This is a genomic window from Vibrio sp. HM8-C, assembly GCF_058630515.1.
In genome coordinates this window covers 103,472-123,551 of sequence record NZ_JBMMKS010000011.1, presented here as the reverse complement: position 1 = coordinate 123,551, position 20,080 = coordinate 103,472, and the positions used below count along the sequence as shown (strand labels likewise).

13 protein-coding genes are annotated in these 20,080 nt (G+C 44.9%); 7 read left to right on the top strand and 6 right to left on the bottom strand.

The window, feature by feature from the left end; all coding sequences use genetic code 11:
- Window positions 1-281: 281 nt before the first annotated feature.
- The 7 genes from gltB (at window position 282) to ACOSVQ_RS13770 (ending at window position 10,062) form a co-directional block, all read left to right on the top strand.
- Window positions 282-4,745, top strand: a complete 4,464-nt coding sequence (gene gltB / locus ACOSVQ_RS13800; protein ID WP_491983106.1) for a glutamate synthase large subunit — start codon at window positions 282-284, stop codon at window positions 4,743-4,745.
- Between the two features lie 18 nt (window positions 4,746-4,763).
- On the top strand, window positions 4,764-6,176 hold the full coding sequence (locus tag ACOSVQ_RS13795) for an FAD-dependent oxidoreductase (RefSeq protein ID WP_491983105.1): 1,413 nt from the start codon (window positions 4,764-4,766) through the stop codon (window positions 6,174-6,176).
- Between the two features lie 136 nt (window positions 6,177-6,312).
- Window positions 6,313-6,747, top strand: coding sequence for a DUF1499 domain-containing protein (locus ACOSVQ_RS13790; RefSeq protein WP_491983104.1), 435 nt, complete (start codon window positions 6,313-6,315; stop codon window positions 6,745-6,747).
- Between the two features lie 123 nt (window positions 6,748-6,870).
- Window positions 6,871-7,581 carry a 5'-methylthioadenosine/S-adenosylhomocysteine nucleosidase gene (gene mtnN / locus ACOSVQ_RS13785; protein WP_491983103.1) on the top strand — a complete coding sequence of 237 codons (711 nt, stop codon included), beginning with the start codon at window positions 6,871-6,873 and terminating at the stop codon, window positions 7,579-7,581.
- A gap of 13 nt (window positions 7,582-7,594) precedes the next feature.
- On the top strand, window positions 7,595-8,548 hold the full coding sequence (locus ACOSVQ_RS13780) for a cobalamin biosynthesis family protein (protein WP_491983102.1): 954 nt from the start codon (window positions 7,595-7,597) through the stop codon (window positions 8,546-8,548).
- Window positions 8,549-9,373: a vitamin B12 ABC transporter substrate-binding protein BtuF gene (gene btuF / locus ACOSVQ_RS13775; RefSeq protein WP_491983101.1), complete on the top strand. Its 825-nt coding sequence runs from the start codon at window positions 8,549-8,551 to the stop codon at window positions 9,371-9,373.
- 68 nt (window positions 9,374-9,441) lie between these two features.
- Window positions 9,442-10,062 (top strand): TRIC cation channel family protein, encoded by a 621-nt coding sequence (locus ACOSVQ_RS13770; protein WP_165312208.1) that lies wholly within the window; start codon window positions 9,442-9,444, stop codon window positions 10,060-10,062.
- 31 nt (window positions 10,063-10,093) lie between these two features.
- Here ACOSVQ_RS13770 and ACOSVQ_RS13765 read toward each other — a convergent pair whose 3' ends face one another.
- From ACOSVQ_RS13765 to secA, 6 genes are all read right to left on the bottom strand, one after another.
- Window positions 10,094-10,876, bottom strand: a complete 783-nt coding sequence (locus tag ACOSVQ_RS13765) for a TSUP family transporter (RefSeq protein WP_491983100.1) — start codon at window positions 10,874-10,876, stop codon at window positions 10,094-10,096.
- Window positions 10,877-11,030: 154 nt separating this feature from the next.
- Window positions 11,031-14,261 carry a carbamoyl-phosphate synthase large subunit gene (gene carB / locus ACOSVQ_RS13760; protein ID WP_491983099.1) on the bottom strand — a complete coding sequence of 1,077 codons (3,231 nt, stop codon included), beginning with the start codon at window positions 14,259-14,261 and terminating at the stop codon, window positions 11,031-11,033.
- Window positions 14,262-14,277: 16 nt separating this feature from the next.
- The gene (gene carA, locus ACOSVQ_RS13755; RefSeq protein ID WP_491983098.1) at window positions 14,278-15,417 is read right to left on the bottom strand and encodes a glutamine-hydrolyzing carbamoyl-phosphate synthase small subunit; all 1,140 of its coding nucleotides are present in this window, start codon (window positions 15,415-15,417) and stop codon (window positions 14,278-14,280) included.
- Window positions 15,418-15,898: 481 nt separating this feature from the next.
- Entirely contained in the window at window positions 15,899-16,723 is an 825-nt protein-coding gene (gene dapB / locus ACOSVQ_RS13750; RefSeq protein ID WP_491983097.1) for a 4-hydroxy-tetrahydrodipicolinate reductase, read from the bottom strand.
- Window positions 16,724-16,789: 66 nt separating this feature from the next.
- A complete protein-coding gene (gene mutT, locus ACOSVQ_RS13745) occupies window positions 16,790-17,188 on the bottom strand; it encodes an 8-oxo-dGTP diphosphatase MutT (RefSeq protein WP_491983096.1) in 399 nt (132 codons plus the stop codon).
- 68 nt (window positions 17,189-17,256) lie between these two features.
- Entirely contained in the window at window positions 17,257-19,950 is a 2,694-nt protein-coding gene (secA, locus tag ACOSVQ_RS13740) for a preprotein translocase subunit SecA (protein ID WP_491983095.1), read from the bottom strand.
- Window positions 19,951-20,080: the final 130 nt, after the last annotated feature.

Here is a 20,080-nt window from a genome sequence, read left to right as displayed (position 1 = left end):
TTTTTCACAATTAGCTATAGGTTGTGAACTCACTGAAAACAAACTGCTCAAAATTGTTAAATTTTTAGTCAATTCTTAGTAATAAATATCCAAATAATAACAACAACAATATCCAAAGAACTTGCAGTGGCAAAAAGCGACAAGTGAATGACCTCCTATGCCCATGTAGATCGTCGGTTCTCATGGAAGGAGACAAATACCTAATCAGCAAAGCTGTCACTAAAAGTAGGAAGGGAATAGTCATTTACTGTCTTGTAGACAGAAGCAAAGGGAGAATTGCAATGGCTCTATACGATCCTCGTCTTGAGAAAGACAACTGTGGATTTGGCTTGATTGCGCATATGGAAGGTCAAGCTAGTCATAAATTGGTTCGCACAGCGATTTCTGCACTTGATCGCATGACACACCGCGGCGGCATCGCAGCCGATGGAAAAACCGGTGATGGCTGTGGTCTTCTACTGCAAAAGCCTGACTCATATCTGCGTTTAATTGCTGATGAACAAGGTTGGAACCTTGGTAAGCAATACGCTATCGGTATGGTGTTTCTCAGCCAAGACCCAATCAAAGCTCAAGCTGCTCGCGACATCATCAATAAAGAGCTATCGCAAGAAACATTGTCGGTCACTGGCTGGCGCGTTGTACCTACTAACCCAAAGGTTCTAGGTCCAATCGCTGCTGATTCATTACCAGACATTCAACAAATTTTTATCACGGCACCTGCGGGCTGGCGTGAACGCGATATCGAGCGTCGTCTTTACATTGCTCGTCGCCGTATCGAAAAACAGATCACTAACGATTCAGATTTTTATATCTGTTCTCTTTCTACACAAGTTATTGTTTATAAAGGCTTGTGTATGCCAGCAGATTTACCTCGTTTTTACTTGGATCTTGCTGACTTACGTATGGAATCGGCTATCTGCCTATTCCACCAGCGTTTTTCAACTAACACTCAACCTCGTTGGCCACTAGCTCAGCCTTTCCGTTATCTTGCACACAATGGTGAGATCAACACGATTGATGGCAACCGCCAATGGGCTCGCGCACGTGCATATAAGTTTGCATCGCCGCTACTGCCAGATCTTAGCACTGCAGCACCGTTTGTTAACGAAACTGGCTCTGACTCTTCAAGCCTAGATAACATGCTGGATCTCTTCCTTGCTGGTGGTATGGATCTGTTCCGTGCTATGCGTATGCTTGTTCCACCAGCATGGCAAAACCACCCAGACATGGATGAAGATCTACGCGCGTTCTACGATTTCAACTCAAAACATATGGAACCGTGGGATGGCCCAGCAGGTATCGTTCTATCTGATGGTCGCTACGCAGCGTGTAACTTAGACCGTAACGGTCTGCGCCCTGCGCGCTATGTGATCACCAAAGACAAACTGATCACACTTGCGTCGGAAGTGGGTATCTGGAACTACGCGCCTGATGAAGTGGCAGAGAAAGGTCGTGTTGGACCGGGTGAACTACTGGTTATTGACACTCGCAAAGGTAAGTTGTGGCAATCAAGCGAGATCGACAACGATCTTAAGAGCCGCCATCCATACCGCGAGTGGATGAAAAACAACGTTTACAAACTGAAGTCTTTTGCTGAGCTGCCTGATGATCAAGTTGGCGAGCGTAGCTTTGATGAAACGCTGCTAAAGACATACCAAAAGCAGTTTGCAATGACCAACGAAGAAGTGGATCAAGTACTTCGTGTGCTAGGTGATATGGGGCAAGAAGCCGTTGGCTCAATGGGTGACGATACCCCAATGGCTGTACTTTCGTCTAAAGAGCGCTTGATCACTGACTACTTCCGTCAAAAATTTGCACAGGTGACTAACCCACCTATCGACCCACTGCGTGAAAAGCATGTAATGTCGCTAGCAACCAGTATCGGTCAAGAGATGAACGTGTTTAACGAGACCGATGGTCACGCGCACCGCGTTACTTTTGACTCACCTATTCTGCTTTACTCCGACATGCAGCAGTTGCTAACACTGAGTGATCAGCACTACCGCAACACGATTCTGGATATCAACTTCGATCCACAACAATCGACGCTGCAACAAGCAGTGATCGACTTGTGTGATAAAGCCGTTGAAGTGGTTCGTGGTGGCACAGTTCTACTTGTGCTGTCAGATCGTGCGCTAACAAAAGATAAGCTTCCAATCCCTGCAGCAATGGCCGTGGGTGCGATTCATACTCGCTTGGTTGAAGAGAATCTGCGTTGTGATGCCAACATCATTGTTGAAACAGCAACGGCACGTGACCCACACCAATTTGCGGTGCTAATCGGCTTTGGTGCAACAGCAATTTATCCATATCTGGCTTACGAAGTACTGGGCAAGATGGTAGATGACGGTGCGATTGATAAGAGCTACCGCGATGTAATGCAGAACTACCAGTACGGCATCAACAAAGGTCTGTATAAGATCATGTCGAAGATGGGTATTTCTACGGTTGCCTCTTACCGCTGTTCTCAGCTATTTGAAGCGGTGGGTCTACATACTGATGTTGTTGATCTTTGCTTTAAAGGCGTGAAAACACGTATTCAGGGTGCAAGTTTTGAAGACTTCCAACAAGACTTGTTTAACCTATCTCGCAAAGCATGGGCGGCACGTAAATCTCTAGAACATGGCGGTTTACTGAAATACGTTCACGGTGGCGAATACCACGCTTACAACCCAGATGTAGTCGGTACTCTGCAAAAAGCTGTGAAGTCTGGCGAAAGCGGTGATTACAAGCAATTTGCTAAACAAGTTAACGAAAGACCAGCCGCGATGCTGCGTGACCTGTTGAAGCTGAAAAAATCAGATAAACCACTACCACTTGAGAAGATTGAACCAGCAACTGAGCTATTCAAACGCTTCGACTCTGCGGCGATGTCTATCGGTGCTTTGAGCCCAGAAGCACACGAAGCGCTAGCAACTGCGATGAACCGTCTAGGTGGTTTCTCTAACTCAGGTGAAGGTGGTGAAGATCCTCGTCGTTTTGGTACTGAGCGTAACTCGCGTATCAAACAAGTAGCATCGGGTCGTTTTGGCGTAACACCGCACTACTTAACCAATGCGGACGTTTTGCAGATCAAAGTCGCTCAAGGTGCGAAACCGGGTGAAGGTGGTCAGCTTCCGGGTCATAAAGTGACCGCAGAAATAGCGAAACTTCGTCACTCGGTACAAGGTGTAACCCTAATTTCACCTCCACCACACCACGATATTTACTCTATCGAAGACTTGGCACAGCTTATCTTCGACTTGAAGCAAGTGAACCCGAAAGCGTTAGTATCCGTAAAACTGGTTTCTGAACCGGGTGTTGGCACTATCGCAACAGGTGTTGCAAAAGCTTATGCCGATTTAATTACCATTTCGGGTTACGACGGCGGTACAGCAGCAAGTCCACTGACTTCAGTGAAATATGCAGGTAGTCCGTGGGAGCTTGGTCTTGCTGAAACACAACAAGCACTGGTTGCTAACGGTCTGCGTCATAAGATTCGTCTGCAAGTCGATGGTGGTTTGAAAACCGGTCTCGACGTAATCAAAGGGGCTATTTTAGGTGCTGAAAGCTTCGGCTTTGGTACGGGTCCTATGGTTGCAATGGGCTGTAAGTTCCTACGTATCTGTCACCTAAACAACTGCGCGACTGGCGTAGCAACGCAAGACGAAACTCTGCGTAAAGACTACTTCAAAGGTCTGCCAGAAATGGTCATCAACTACTTCACAGGTATTGCTGAAGAAGTTCGTGGATACTTAGCAGAACTTGGCGTTGAAAAACTTACGGATCTGATTGGTCGTACTGACCTGCTAGAAGCGGTTCAAGGTTTAACAGCGAAGCAAAGCAAGCTTGATTTGTCTGGCATTCTTGAAGCTCCGGTGTCACCTCAAGGACTACCTCTAAGCTGCACAGAGCCAAACACACCGTTTGATAAAGGCGTTCTCAACCAGAAAATCGTCGAAGATGCGATTGACGCGGTAGAGAAACAGCAATCTATCGAGCTTTACTACGACGTGATCAACACAGACCGCTCTGTGGGTGCTCGTTTGTCGGGTGAAATTGCTAAACGCTACGGTAATGCTGGTTTAGCTGGCTCGCCAATCAAAGTGGTACTGGATGGTACTGCGGGTCAATCTTTCGGCGTGTGGAACGCTGGTGGTGTAGAACTATACCTAACTGGTGATGCGAACGACTACGTTGGTAAAGGCATGGCTGGCGGTAAGATTGTCATCAAACCTCATTTAGGGACTGCCTTTAGCTGTAACGAAGCCACTATTATCGGTAACACCTGTTTATATGGCGCTACAGGCGGAAAACTGTTTGCTGCTGGTAAAGCTGGCGAACGTTTCGCAGTACGTAACTCAGGCACTATCAGTGTGATTGAGGGCGCAGGTGATAACGCTTGTGAATATATGACAGGTGGTATTGTCGCTATTCTTGGCGCAACGGGTGTGAACTTTGGTGCAGGTATGACGGGCGGTTTTGCCTACGTTCTTGATGAGAACGGTGATTTCCAAGGCCGTGTAAACGAAGAATCTGTTGAAGCGTTATCGCTGAAAGATCTCTACATCCATCAAGAGCATCTGCGTGGACTTATCGCAGAGCACTTAGAAGAGACAGGTTCTGCTCACGCAGAAAACATTCTAGCGAACTTTGATGAATGGATTCCGAAGTTCTATTTAATCAAACCACAGGCTGCGGACCTACAAACCCTATTGGGTCACCAAAGCCGTAGCGCTGCAGAACTACGTGTTCAAGCACAATAATTGGAAGGAGCCAGTTTTATGAGCCAGAACGTATACCAATTTATTGATGTTAACCGTGTTGATCCGGCAAAGAAGCCACTCAACATCCGTAAAATTGAATTCGTAGAAATTTACGAACCTTTCACTAAGCAGCAGGCAACAGCTCAAGCTGACCGCTGCTTGGATTGTGGTAACCCATACTGTGAGTGGAAATGTCCTGTTCACAACTACATTCCACAATGGCTGAAACTTGCGAATGAAGGTCGCATTATGGAAGCTGCAGACCTTGCACACCAAACCAACAGCTTGCCTGAAGTGTGTGGTCGCGTGTGTCCGCAAGACCGTCTATGTGAAGGTTCATGTACTCTAAATGCTGATTTCGGCGCAGTAACCATAGGTAATATTGAAAAATACATTACTGATACTGCTTTTGAAATGGGCTGGAAACCTGACATGTCTCACGTTGAGTGGACGGATAAAAAAGTAGCCATAATCGGTGCAGGCCCTGCTGGACTTGCAGCTGCTGATATCTTGGTTCGTAACGGTGTTAAACCAGTTGTGTTTGACCGTTACCCTGAAATTGGTGGCTTGCTAACTTTCGGTATCCCTTCTTTCAAACTTGAAAAAGGGGTGATGGAAAACCGTCGCCGTGTATTCACTGAAATGGGTGTTGAGTTCCGCTTGAATGTCGAAGTCGGTAAAGATGTTCAGCTACAAGATCTGATCAACGAATACGATGCTGTGTTCCTTGGCGTAGGCACATACAAATACATGCGTGCCGGTCTGGAGAACGAAGACGCACAAGGCGTATTTGACGCATTGCCGTTCCTGATTTCGAACACCTATAAAGTGATGAACTTAGAAAACACAGACCCATTTATCGACATGCAAGGTAAGAAAGTCGTGGTTCTGGGTGGTGGTGATACAGCGATGGACTGTGTACGTACTTCCATTCGTCAAAATGCTTCACGTGTTATCTGTGCTTACCGTCGTGATGAAGAGAATATGCCAGGCTCTCGCCGCGAAGTGAAAAATGCCAAAGAAGAAGGTGTGGAATTTATGTTCAACCTTCAACCTCTTGGTATTGAAGTCGATGCATCAGGCAAAGTTACCGGTGTAAAAGTAGTTCAGACTGCTTTGGGAGAGCCTGACGATGCAGGTCGTCGACGTCCAGAGCCTGTAGCTGGAAGTGAACACGTGCTTGAAGCTGATGCAGTGATCATGGCATTTGGTTTCCAACCTCATCAAATGAGCTGGTTAGAGCCACACGGCGTAGAACTGGATCAATGGGGTCGAATCAAAGCACCTTCTGAGCAATCATTTAAGTTCCAAACAACCAATGAGAAGATCTTTGCTGGCGGAGACGCTGTTCGAGGATCGGATCTAGTAGTTACTGCTATTGATGAAGGTCGTAAGGCCGCTGATGGTATTTTGGATTACTTAGGCGTTTAAGTGATTTGATGGCTAAAAAAAAGGATCCCTCTCAACACGGATCCTTTTTTATTTATATAATCACCAATTATTTTTTAGTTGTGATTGATGAATAAAATAATTGATAGCTTAGGGCTGATAAGAACAGGTTTTGCAGATGTATAAAGTTCCGCTTCTTATTCTTTCAACAGTGCTGCTCAGCGCTTGTAGTAAAGGAAATCCTCCGATGGTCGATCGTACGAACACACCATGCGGCAATAAACCCAACTGTGTTTCAACTACTGAAACAAGAGAAAAATATGCGTTAGCGCCTTTTATTCTTCGTTCTGGTGTTACCTTAGACCAAGTTGAACGTGTTGCTTTGACTCTTTCTGGCGCTCAAACCGCAGAGAAAACTGATGACTATATACGCATTGAATGCACCTCTCGCATCATGCGCTTTGTCGATGACTTAGAACTAAAAATTGAAGATGACCATTTGCTGGTTCGTTCTGAATCTCGAGTCGGTTATAGCGATTTTGGGGTCAACCGCCGCAGAGCAGCAGAACTAAGAGAAAAGCTCAGTTTTGCTGGATTAATATTCGAACCATAAGAGCTCTTTTCCAGTCACTTGCTTACGAGCGATAAGATAAGCAGCCGAATCTCGATAAATTGTCTAATCTCATGATAAACTTCAGGCTGTTTTTCAATTAACAACTTATAAAAGAGATACCTCATGAAAATTGGCATCATCGGTGCGATGCAACAAGAAGTCGCTATTCTAAAAGACGCTCTTGAGCAATGTCAGGAAGTCAGCAAAGGTGGCTGTACTTATTACTCAGGTAAAATCCACGGCGTTGATGTCGTTCTGCTTCAGTCAGGTATCGGTAAAGTAGCAGCCGCGATTGGTACAACGATTCTTCTAGACGAATATCAACCAGATGTTGTGATCAACACAGGTTCTGCTGGTGGTTTTGATTCTAGTTTAACTATGGGCGATGTGGTTATCTCAACGGAAGTTCGTCATCACGATGCAGACGTAACCGCATTTGGTTATGAAATGGGTCAAATGGCAGGCCAACCTGCAGCATTCGCAGCGGACGAGAAACTGATGGCAGTCGCAGAGAAGGCTCTTGAAGCTATCTCTAGCGAAACAAATACTGACAAACACGCAGTACGCGGTTTGATTTGTACTGGTGATGCTTTCGTTTGCACGGCTGAGCGCCAAGACTTTATCCGTAAACACTTCCCTTCTGTTATTGCCGTTGAAATGGAAGCGTCTGCAATAGCGCAAACTTGTCACCAATTCCAAGTGCCATTTGTTGTAGTTCGTGCGATTTCTGATGTGGCAGACAAAGAATCACCAATGTCATTTGATGAATTCTTACCACTTGCGGCACAAAGCTCATCAGAGATGGTGTTAAAAATGGTTGAGTTGTTAAAGTAAGCCACTCACATTAATGAACGAATTTATTTCGACCATTTATGCTGACGGTGCGCTCCTCATTATGTGGGGCGCGCTTTTGTTGCATTACATCCTACCGATTCCCAGAGCTTCACATCCCGCCATTGTATGGCACAAATTTGCGGAAGTTCTGGCAGATAAAGTCAACACAAACAGCAATTACTCACAAAGCATGATCTCTGGCACCTTGGCTTGGTTGTTGATGATCATCCCTGCGTTTCTATTTTGTATTGCTTTAAAACCTCTCGTTTGGCAGCCTCAACTGTATGAATTAGCTCTTTTGATTCTGGCATTAGACTGGCGTAACAATGGTCAGCTTGCCAATAAACTGGGCAAAGCATTAGCAAAAGAAGACAAAGTCGGAGCTCGTAAGCTGCTTGAACCTTTTGTGAACAGAGAAACCAGCACACTGTCGACTGTAGGGTTGGGTAAAGCTGGCGCGGAAACTATTATCATGGGGTATGGTCGCAACGTTGCTGTGGTGCTTTTCTGGTATGCCCAATTCGGTGCTACGGGTGCATTTCTCTATCGATTAATGGCGGAACTTGCGCGAGCTTGGTCTCCGTCACGTTCAAAGTTCAACCCTTTTGGCTTGCCTATCGTGCGCGCTATTGCTGTGCTCGAATTTATTCCACTAAGACTATTCAGCCTAATGATTACATTGGGGAATAACTCAGGCAAAGCCCTGCAAGCAATCAAAAGTCAAAGTCGCTCTTGGCCTCTGCCGGGGCCAAGTTGGTTACTGTGCGCAATCGGCGGAAAACTTGAATTAGCTTTAGGTGGACCGGCTATCTACGGTGAACAAAAAGTCGTGCGCGCAAAAATAGGGGGACGTATCGTTCCATCTGCGCTTCACCTTTCTCAAATACATAGCTTACTTGCTTGGCGACTTATTGCTTGGATCGTTCTCGAAAGCCTTCTACTTGTCGCTATTCATAAAGGAATATAAATGCGTTTTTGGTCACTCGCTTTCACTGCTCTAGTACTCGCCGCTCCCACTCAAGCTGAACAATCCATTAAACGCATTATTAGCCTTGCGCCTCATGCTACTGAACTCGCTTTTGCCGCAGGCTTAGGTGACAAACTTGTCGGTGTGACTGACTACAGTGACTATCCGGAAGCTGCAAAAAGCATTGAAAAAGTAGCGAACTATCAAGGGATAAAATTAGAGCGCATTATGGCGCTCAAACCTGATCTCATCATCGCTTGGCCCAAGGGCAATCCTGCTAAAGAAGTCGCTAAGCTCAAACAGCTCGGTTTCATATTTTTTGATTCACAAGTCAATACGCTCGACGATATTGCCACCAATATTGAAGCTCTCAGTCAATACGCCGATGACCCACAACAAGGAAAGCAAGCAGCTAAAGAGTTTCGCGATCGTCTAGCCAAGTTGAAGTCGCAATATTCACAAGCAACGCCCGTTCGCTACTTCTATCAACTCAGTGAGAAACCAATTATTACTTTGGCTCAAAATAGCTGGCCGAGTGAAGTCTTTCGATTCTGCGGCGGTGAAAACATCTTTGAACACAGTGCTACACCTTACCCTCAAGTGGGTATAGAGCAAGTACTGGTCGCACAACCAGAAGTAATATTTACCTCTGAGCATGCTATTGCAAACGGCAACATGTGGTTGCGCTGGAAAGATGATATTCCGGCAGTACAACTAGGTCATGTCTGGTCGTTAAATTCAGACTGGATTAACCGTTCAACACCAAGAACGCTCAACGCAATTGAAGAAGTGTGTGACTACTTTGACAAAGTAAGAAACGATTAACAGCACGTAAAAAAAGTCTTACAATCCACCACCTTTTTTCGATAACCCTTTTTGGTAGCACATAAAAATTGGATACCTCATTACTTTATTTAATCGATATGTTTGGTACAGCTATCTTCGCCATTTCTGGCGTACTCTTAGCTGGTCGTTTAAAAATGGATCCTTTCGGCGTCACCGTATTAGCAAGTGTTACTGCCATTGGTGGCGGTACTATCCGTGATATGGCGCTAGGCGCTACACCCGTATTCTGGATTAAAGATACCACTTATATTTGGGTGATTATCGTAACGTGCATATTAACGATGGCATTGGTACGCAGACCAAAGCGAATCCCTTGGTGGGTACTACCCGTTTGTGACGCTGTCGGTTTGGCCTTCTTTGTCGGAATCGGTGTTGAAAAAGCGTTGATGTATCAAGATTCAGCAATAATCGCGATTATTATGGGCGTGATCACTGGCTGTGGCGGAGGCATTATCCGCGATGTATTAGCGAGAGAAATTCCAATGGTGTTGCGTAGTGAAGTCTACGCAACAGCCTGTATTGTAGGCGGTGTATTCCATACAACTGCATTAGCAATGGGATATGACAACTCGGTCGCTCTACTTTCAGGTGTTGCGTCTACACTGATCATTCGCCTTGGCGCTATACGCTGGCATCTATCATTGCCTACGTTTGCTTTAACTAAGTAAGTACTTTTAACAAAGTAAGTGTCTTAGTACATTAACTAAATAGATTCAGAAACCACTGCGAATGTTGTTGCCACAACAATTTCGTTGCCATCAACATCGACATTAAAATAACTAAAGGTCGGATCCATTTCTGACCTTTAGTTATCACCACTTTCGCACCTAAGCGAGCCCCGAAAAACTGCCCACATGCCATCACTAAACCGAGTTTCCAGATTGGTAAACCCGCAATCACGAAGAACAGTAACGCCGCAATATTCGAAGTGAAATTTAGGATTTTCGTTCTCGCTGTCGCATCCACCAAAGTAAAGTGACCAAGAACGACAAAACAGACAGTGAAAATAGAGCCCGTGCCCGGACCAAAAAATCCGTCGTAGAAACCTACACAGCTACCGACACTGAAAGCAAATGCCGATTCTGATAGTGGCTTTTTACCTGAGTCTGCTTTGGTTTGTGGGGCAAACAGAAAATAGAGAGAGATACCGACCAACAGCAAAGGTATCAAGCTGGTCAGTAGCGAAGCATCAAACTGCTGAACTAACACGGCCCCAGTTGCTGCGCCGATAAAAGTACACAGAATTGCGAGACGCATCTCCTTAAGATTCACAATTCCACGGCGGACAAAGTACAAACTGGCAGAGAAACTACCAAATGAGCTTTGTAATTTGTTGGTGGCTAGAGCTTGTGTGGGAGGTACGCCTGCGGCTAATAGTGCTGGTAGTGTTAAGAGACCGCCGCCACCAGCCATGGCGTCGATAAATCCTGCTGCACCTGCTACAAAAAACAGGATCGCCAGCATTTCGAATGAAACTTCCATGATTTTCCAAAACTACGACATCGAACGCACAAAGTAACACCAAGTTACTGTTTGAGATAGCGAAATCATGGCGACAAACAATAAAAAAGCCCGCTCAAATGAGCGGGCAATGAGGTTGTCAGATAAACCTTTAGGTTTATCGATTTATTATCTCTTACGCTAAGCTAGCTTTTACTTTCGCGTGTAGCTCTTGTACTGAAGTTACTGTCGCTTTCGCGTCAGCAGTGTGAGACATACAGGTTGCAAACGCTGCGTTTAGCGTTGTTGTGTAGTTCACTTTCTCAGCCAAAGCACCACGACGTAGCAGCTTAGAATCTTCAATCGCTTGACGACCAGATGCAGTGTTCACGATGTAGGTGTATTCATTGTTCTTGATGCGGTCCAGAATGTGTGGACGACCTTCATGAACTTTGTTTACCAAGCGTGGGTTGATACCTGCTTCGCCTAGAATCACAGCAGTACCGTGAGTTGCATCTAGTTGGTAGCCAAGTTTCACTAGCTTAGAAGCTAGGTCTACAACACGCTCTTTATCACCTTCACGAACTGAAAGTAGTGCACGACCACCTTCTGGGTAAACAGAACCACAGCCAAGCTCAGCTTTCGCATAGGCTTCAGCGAACGTTGCACCAACACCCATAACCTCACCAGTAGAGCGCATTTCTGGGCCTAATAGTGGGTCAACACCAGGGAACTTGTTGAACGGTAGTACCACTTCTTTCACTGAGTAGTAAGGAGGAATGATCTCTTTAGTGAAGCCTTGTTGCTCCAGAGATTGACCTGCCATTACACGTGCAGCGATTTTCGCTAGTGGTGCACCAGTCGCTTTAGATACGAACGGTACTGTACGTGCAGCACGTGGGTTTACTTCAATGAGGTAAACTTCGTTATCTTTAACAGCAAACTGTGTATTCATTAGACCGCGTACACCAAGTTCGAAAGCCAGTTTCTCTACTTGTTCACGCATCTTGTCCTGAATTTCTTGGCTTAGCGTGTATGCTGGAAGTGAACATGCTGAGTCACCTGAGTGAACACCTGCTTGTTCGATATGTTCCATGATACCGCCGATAACCACACGCTCACCGTCACAAATAGCATCAACATCCACTTCAGTTGCATCGTCTAGGAAACGGTCTAGCAGAACTGGAGACTCGTTTGATACGCTTACAGCTTCGTTGAAGTAACGACGTAGATCTTGTTCGTCGTATACGATTTCCATCGCACGACCACCAAGTACATACGAAGGACGTACAACTAGCGGGAAACCGATCTCTTTCGATTTTTCAATCGCTTGTTCCATTGTCGTTACTGTTGCGTTTTGAGGCTGTAGTAGGCCTAAACGCTCAACAGCAGCTTGGAAACGCTCACGGTCTTCTGCACGGTCGATTGCATCTGGGCTAGTACCGATAATTGGCACGCCAGCCGCTTCTAAAGCACGAGCCAGTTTCAGTGGCGTTTGACCACCGTACTGAACGATAACGCCTTTTGGCTTTTCAACACGTACGATTGCTAGTACATCTTCCAGTGTTACTGGTTCGAAATACAGACGGTCTGAGGTGTCGTAGTCTGTTGAAACTGTCTCAGGGTTACAGTTAACCATGATAGTTTCGTAGCCATCTTCGCGTAGTGCTAGAGATGCGTGTACACAACAGTAGTCAAATTCAATACCTTGACCGATACGGTTTGGACCGCCGCCAAGAACCATGATCTTGTCTTTATCTGTTGGGTTCGCTTCACACTCGTCATCGTAAGATGAGTACATGTAAGCAGTGTCTGAAGCAAATTCAGCCGCACAAGTATCTACACGCTTGTACACTGGGTGGATATCGTATTGGTCACGTAGACGACGAATTTCGCTTTCAGCAACACCGAGTAGCTTAGACAGACGTGCATCAGAGAAGCCTTTGCGCTTCATCTTCTTCAGTACATCTTGAGTCAGGCCAGCAAAACCGCCCGCTTTCACTTCAGCTTCCAGTTTCACTAGCTCTTCAATTTGAACTAGGAACCAACGATCAACGTTTGTCAGGTTGAATACGCCATCCACAGACATACCTGCACGGAATGCATCCGCGATGTACCAAATACGCTCTGCGCCAGCTTCTTTCAATTCGTAACGAATCTTCGTTAATGCATCTGGTGCATCTAGGTCAACCATCTCATCAAGACCGTTCGCGCCAACTTCAAGGCCACGAAGTGCTTTTTGTAGAGATTCTTGTTGGTTACGACCAATCGCCATAACTTCACCAACAGACTTCATCTGAGTCGTCAGGCGGTTATTAGCACCAGCAAATTTCTCGAAGTTAAAACGAGGAATCTTAGTCACAACGTAGTCAATGGTTGGTTCGAATGATGCTGGAGTTGCACCACCAGTGATGTCGTTCATTAGCTCATCTAGAGTGAAGCCAACTGCCAGTTTCGCTGCGATTTTCGCAATTGGGAAACCTGTTGCTTTAGAAGCAAGAGCAGAAGAACGAGATACACGTGGGTTCATCTCGATGATAACCATACGGCCATCTTTCGGGTTGATACCAAACTGTACGTTTGAACCACCAGTCTCTACACCGATTTCACGCAGTACCGCTAGAGAAGCGTTACGCATGATTTGGTACTCTTTGTCAGTCAGAGTCTGAGCTGGAGCAACAGTGATTGAGTCACCGGTGTGGATACCCATTGGGTCGAAGTTTTCAATCGCACAAACGATGATACAGTTGTCGTTCTTATCACGAACAACTTCCATCTCGTACTCTTTCCAACCGATTAGAGATTCATCGATAAGCAGTTCGTTGGTTGGAGATAGATCCAGACCACGAGTACAGATTTCTTCGAATTCTTCTTTGTTATAAGCGATACCACCACCAGTACCACCCATAGTAAATGACGGACGGATGATACATGGGAAACCCACCATATCTAGAACACGGTAAGCTTCTTCCATTGTTTTTGCAGTATCAGCGCGCGGACATTCAAGACCGATAGACTTCATTGCTTTATCAAAGCGAGAACGGTCTTCTGCTTTGTCGATTGCGTCAGCAGTCGCACCAATCATCTCTACGCCGAACTCTTTTAGTACACCGTTAGCTTCTAGAGCTAGTGCACAGTTCAGTGCCGTTTGACCACCCATTGTTGGAAGAATCGCATCTGGGCGTTCTTTCTCGATGATCTTACGTACAACTTCCCAGTGAATTGGCTCTATGTATGTTGCATCTGCCATTTCTGGGTCAGTCATGATTGTTGCTGGGTTTGAGTTCACAAGGATAACTCGGTAACCCTCTTCACGTAGCGCTTTACACGCTTGAGCACCAGAGTAGTCAAACTCACAAGCCTGACCGATAACAATTGGACCTGCACCTAAAATAAGAATGCTCTGAATGTCAGTACGTTTTGGCATTATCTACTACTCCAAATTAAGCGCGGTGTTGTTTAATCAATTCAATGAAGTGGTCAAATAGCGGTGCAGCATCGTGCGGACCAGGGCTTGCTTCAGGGTGACCTTGGAAGCTGAAAGCTGGCTTGTCCGTACGGTGAATACCTTGTAGAGAACCATCAAATAGTGATTTGTGCGTTGCACGTAGGTTCTCTGGTAGTGTTGCTTCATCCGCAGCAAAACCGTGGTTTTGAGAAGTAATCATTACGACACCACGATCAAGATCTTTAACCGGGTGGTTCGCACCGTGGTGACCAAACTTCATTTTTACAGTCTGAGCACCAGAAGCTAGTGCAAGGATTTGGTGACCTAAACAGATACCAAACACAGGTAGACTTTTCTCAAGGAAAGTTTTTGTCGCTTCGATTGCGTAAGTACAAGGTGCTGGGTCACCAGGGCCATTCGATAGGAACACGCCATCTGGATTCATCGCTAGTACTTCTTCAGCAGAAGTTTCTGCAGGAACGACTGTTAAACGACAACCGCGGTCAACCAACATACGTAGAATGTTACGTTTCGCACCAAAATCGTAAGCCACTACGTGGTACGGTAGCTCACTATCATTTTTCGGTTCAGGTAGACCACCTTCCAGTGTCCATGAACCTTGTTTCCATTCGTACGCTTCTTTGGTCGTTACTACTTTCGCTAAATCCATACCTTTAAGGCCTGGGAATTCTTTAGCTTTTACCAACGCTAATGCTTCATCTAGGTTATCGCCCGCCATGATGCAACCGTTCTGTGCGCCTTTCTCACGTAAAATACGCGTAAGTTTACGCGTATCGATATCAGCAATACCGACGATATTTTGTGATTTAAGGTAATCAGAAAGAGATTGTTCACTACGGAAGTTAGAAGCGATAAGAGGAAGATCGCGGATCACAAGGCCTTGTGCATGAATTGAAGAAGATTCTTCGTCTTCGGTATTGGTACCGGTATTGCCAATGTGAGGGTAAGTCAGTGTAACGATTTGTTGAGAATAGGAAGGATCAGTGAGGATTTCTTGGTACCCCGTCATCGAGGTATTAAAAACAACTTCACCAACGGATGAACCATCTGCCCCAATGGACACTCCGCGGAACACTGTCCCATCTTCTAGGACTAACAGTGCTGATTTACTCAAGACAACCTCCAGAATAAAAATGCATAAAATATAAATTAAATTGCAAATTTGCCTTCCTGTTAGCGTGAAAATCATGCTCTAGGGTAATTTTGACAAATTGGCGGTATTTTAGAGATCGCTGTGACCCATGTCAACGTTAGGAGGGAAATTAAATTTAAATTTATTACCTTAGAAGTAAAAAACCGACCTAAACCATCAAAAACTCATGTTTTAAGCATTTAAAAGTAATATTTATGAGGTTTTGATTTTCAAACAGGAAAAAATAGTTTGTTAACAATTGAAATTAGCGCAAAAAAAACAAGCAAACGTTAATCTTATTTTTTAATTGTAAAAAATGAAGGTAAAACGGAGTAATTAACCTCAACAAGACAAAATTGCTTAAAAAGTTGACGGATAACTCGATTTATAGGAAAGATAAAATGAATAGGAAATGTTAGTAAATTTCTTATGCGCCAGGTAAACCTGACGCATAATTATGTAATTAGAGTTCGTTCAAACCTAGCACATCAGTCATGCTGTAGAAGCCAGCTGATTTTTGATTCAACCAAACAGCAGCACGAATAGCACCGTTGGCAAATGTCATGCGATCAGTTGCTTTGTGAGTAATCTCTACGCGTTCACCAATATCTGCAAACATAGCAGTATGCTCACCAACGATGTCACCTGCGCGAATGGTCGCAAATCCAATTTCGTTACGAGTACGTTCACCTGTGATACCTTCACGAGCATAAACTGCAACATCACTAAGCTTATTACCCATAGCGCCAGCAATCGCTTCACCCATACCAATAGCAGTTCCCGATGGTGCATCAACTTTATGACGGTGGTGCGCTTCAACGATCTCGATATCGCAGTAATCCCCCATCACTTTTGCTGCTTTCTCTAATAATTTGAATACTAGATTCACACCAACGCTGTAGTTCGGCGCCATAACAATAGGGATAACTTTTGCTGCTTCATTGATAAGTTGACGCTCTTCATCGGTAAAACCCGTCGTACCAATGACTAACTTTTTGCCGTATTTCTTACACAGTTCAATATTCGCTAGAGTGCTCGCTGGGGCCGTAAAGTCGACGATGACGTCAAAGTTTTCTACTGCCAATTCCAAGTTATCTACTAAAGCGACGTCAAATCGACCAACACCACACAACTCACCGATATCAACTCCCACTAGCGAAGACTCAGGGCGTTCAGATCCTGCCCCTACTGTTGATTCAGAATTGTGATGTGCTGCTTTGACTAGATTGCGGCCCATACGTCCAGCTGCGCCTGCAATTGCAATTCTTACCATTGCAAAATTCTCCATTTACTCGTTGCTATCCTACGATTTACGCTTTTTAAACTACCAACTATCGAAGTTGATAGCCAGCACTTACGAAAACTCTTTAATCACTCGCTCGAGGATTGGAACGTTCGCTTCTGGAAACTGGTAGTTAGCAAGATCTGCAATGTCTACCCAGAGTCCGTCCTGACCTTCTTTACCATAAGGTTGATTGTTAAATCCACTGATGACAATGAAATCGAACTTGAGTGATTTCTCTGGATAGTCATATTCCAGATGTTCGAATAGGTGCTGCTCAGTCACTTCAATACCAATTTCTTCTTCTAGTTCTCGAGCCATTGCTTGGGAAACAGATTCGCCTTCTTCTACTTTGCCACCCGGAAACTCCCAGAAACCACCTTTGTGCAAATTGTCAGGACGCTTAGTGATGAAGATTTGAGATTTGCTCAGGTTAAATATAATTCCAGCAACGATATGTATTCGTTTCATCTGTCTTCCCTTGTATTTCTTTACTCAAAAAAAGAGCCGCCTAAGCGACTCTTTTCTATTGGTTTTTATTAAGCGATTTTACCGTGGCACTGTTTGTACTTCTTACCTGAACCACATGGGCAAGGCTCATTACGGCCAACTTTACGTTCTGCTGTTGCATCACCGTCGCTAGTTTCACTGCCTTCATGCTGAGCTTGGCTCATACGTGCAGCTTGTTCAGCTTGAGCACGACGCTGCGCTTCCATACGCTCAACTTCTTCTTGCTGTTGAACTCGTACTTTAGAAAGAATAGCGATAACGTCTGATTTCAATGACTCAAGAAGCTCTTCAAACAATTCAAACGATTCACGCTTGTACTCTTGTTTAGGGTTCTTCTGAGCATAGCCACGTAGGTGAATACCTTGACGCAGGTGGTCCATCGCCGCTAAGTGTTCTTTCCATAGCGTATCCAGAGTCTGTAGCATTACAGATTTCTCAAAGTTACGCATGACTTGAGCGCCAACCACTTCTTCTTTGTGTTTGTATACCGCTACTGAATTTTCAAGAATACGTTCACGAAGTGCTTCTTCGTAAAGCTTCTCGTCTTCATCAAGCCAAGATTGAATTGGTAGTTCAAGATCGAAATCGTGCTTCAAGCGATCTTGCAAACCTGCAATATCCCACATATCGTCAAGTGATTGTGGTGGAATGTATTGGTCGATCACCGCTGTCATAACATCAGCACGGTTTTGTTCGATCATGTCACTGATATCGTCAGTGCTCATGAGTTCATCACGAAGCTCATAAACTACGCGACGTTGATCGTTGGCTACATCATCGTATTCAAGAAGCTGTTTACGGATGTCAAAGTTACGACCTTCAACTTTACGTTGAGCTTTTTCGATTGAACGAGAAAGCATTTTAGATTCGATCGCTTCGCCTTCTTCCATACCGCTTTGGATTAAGCTTGCCATACGGTCAGAAGTGAAAATGCGCAATAGCGTATCTTCCATTGAAAGGTAGAAACGAGAAGAACCCGCATCACCTTGACGACCAGAACGACCACGCAGCTGGTTATCGATACGACGTGATTCATGACGTTCAGTACCAATAATGTGCAAACCGCCAGCTTCTAGAACTTGATCGTGAACTTTACGCCATTCCGCTTTAATCGCATTAATTTGATCTTGAGTTGGGTTATCTAATGACTCAACTTGCATCTGCCAGCTACCACCAAGCACGATATCCGTACCACGACCAGCCATGTTAGTTGCGATAGTTACTGCGCCCGGTTTACCAGCTTCAGCAACGATTTCCGCTTCCTTTTCATGGAACTTCGCGTTTAGTACGCTGTGTTTGATTTTCGCTTTCTTCAATGCGTTAGAAAGAAGTTCAGATTTTTCAATCGACACAGTACCAACCAATACTGGCTGACCTTTCTCAACACATTTCTTAATATCTTCGATAATAGCCGCAAATTTTTCAGCTTCGGTACGGTACACCATATCTGGCATATCGTTACGAATCATTGGTTTGTTAGTTGGAATAACTACCGTTTCCAAACCATAAATTTGTTGGAATTCGAACGCTTCAGTATCCGCTGTACCTGTCATACCTGACAGTTTTTCGTATAAACGGAAGTAATTCTGGAAGGTAATCGACGCCAGAGTTTGGTTTTCGTTCTGGATCTTAACGCCTTCTTTCGCTTCAACAGCTTGGTGCAAACCGTCTGACCAACGACGACCTGGCATAGTACGGCCAGTATGTTCATCAACGATGACCACTTCGCCGTCTTCAGTCACGATATAGTCTACGTTCTTCTCAAATAGAACGTGTGCACGTAGTGCTGCGTTCACATGGTGAAGCAAACTGATGTTTGCAGGCGAGTAAAGTGTATCACCCTCTTGCATTAAACCGTTTTTGACCAATATCTCTTCGACAAACTCTTGACCAGTTTCCGTTAGATATACTTGCTTAGATTTCTCATCAACAGTGTAGTGGCCGTCACCGCGATACTCTTCAGAGTCTTCTTTATCCTGACGCTGTAGAGATGGGATTAACACGTTAATACGAGTGTATAGCTCTGAGCTATCTTCTGCAGGGCCAGAAATGATTAACGGAGTACGAGCTTCATCGATAAGAATTGAGTCCACTTCATCGACAACAGCGAAGAAACGTTCACGTTGAACGCGGTCTTCAGGGCGGAAAGCCATATTGTCACGAAGGTAATCGAAACCAAACTCGTTGTTAGTTCCGTAAAGAATATCGGCTTGATAAGCTTCTTTCTTGGCTGGTGGCGACATGTTTGGAACGTTAACGCCAACGGTCAGGCCAAGGAATTCGAATAATGGGCGGTTTGTTTCTGCGTCTCGCTTAGCGAGGTAGTCGTTCACTGTTACAATGTGAACGCCTTTGCTTGGTAGAGCATTTAGATAAGCAGGAAGTGTCGCTGTAAGAGTTTTACCTTCACCAGTGCGCATCTCTGCGATACGGCCGCCGTTAAGCACCATACCACCGATTAATTGAACGTCGAAATGACGCATACCGAAGACACGTTTAGAAGCTTCACGAACGGTAGCAAATGCTTCTGGTAGTAGTTGGTCTAGATTTTCGCCTTGCTCAAGACGTTGACGGAATTCTACCGTTTTAGCCTTTAGCTCTTCGTCGGACAGAGCTTCAAACGCAGGCTCATAATTATTAATTTCTTTTACAATTTTTCTTAGACGGCGAAGTGTTCTGTCATTACGACTGCCGACTACTTTTGTCAGTAGCTTAGTTATCATTTCTTGTGAATCTCTCTTTGCTTAGATCGTCCGCGATCTCTTAATGCCTTCAGTCTCTACCTGTTTTCAACTAAGGATACTGAGATAAATCATGTATCTTTTGATATTGTGATGATGACGTTTATTTTCA

Excerpts from the sequence above, each read along its gene's own strand:
- mutT (WP_491983096.1), bottom strand. The coding sequence starts at position 17,188 with ATGAAACGAATACATATCGTTGCTGGAATTATATTTAACCTGAGCAAA.
- mtnN (WP_491983103.1), top strand. The coding sequence starts at position 6,871 with ATGAAAATTGGCATCATCGGTGCGATGCAACAAGAAGTCGCTATTCTA.
- ACOSVQ_RS13790 (WP_491983104.1), top strand. The coding sequence starts at position 6,313 with ATGTATAAAGTTCCGCTTCTTATTCTTTCAACAGTGCTGCTCAGCGCT.
- ACOSVQ_RS13780 (WP_491983102.1), top strand. The coding sequence starts at position 7,595 with ATGAACGAATTTATTTCGACCATTTATGCTGACGGTGCGCTCCTCATT.
- ACOSVQ_RS13795 (WP_491983105.1), top strand. The coding sequence starts at position 4,764 with ATGAGCCAGAACGTATACCAATTTATTGATGTTAACCGTGTTGATCCG.
- btuF (WP_491983101.1), top strand. The coding sequence starts at position 8,549 with ATGCGTTTTTGGTCACTCGCTTTCACTGCTCTAGTACTCGCCGCTCCC.
- dapB (WP_491983097.1), bottom strand. The coding sequence starts at position 16,723 with ATGGAGAATTTTGCAATGGTAAGAATTGCAATTGCAGGCGCAGCTGGA.
- ACOSVQ_RS13765 (WP_491983100.1), bottom strand. The coding sequence starts at position 10,876 with ATGGAAGTTTCATTCGAAATGCTGGCGATCCTGTTTTTTGTAGCAGGT.
- secA (WP_491983095.1), bottom strand. The coding sequence starts at position 19,950 with ATGATAACTAAGCTACTGACAAAAGTAGTCGGCAGTCGTAATGACAGA.
- carB (WP_491983099.1), bottom strand. The coding sequence starts at position 14,261 with ATGCCAAAACGTACTGACATTCAGAGCATTCTTATTTTAGGTGCAGGT.
- gltB (WP_491983106.1), top strand. The coding sequence starts at position 282 with ATGGCTCTATACGATCCTCGTCTTGAGAAAGACAACTGTGGATTTGGC.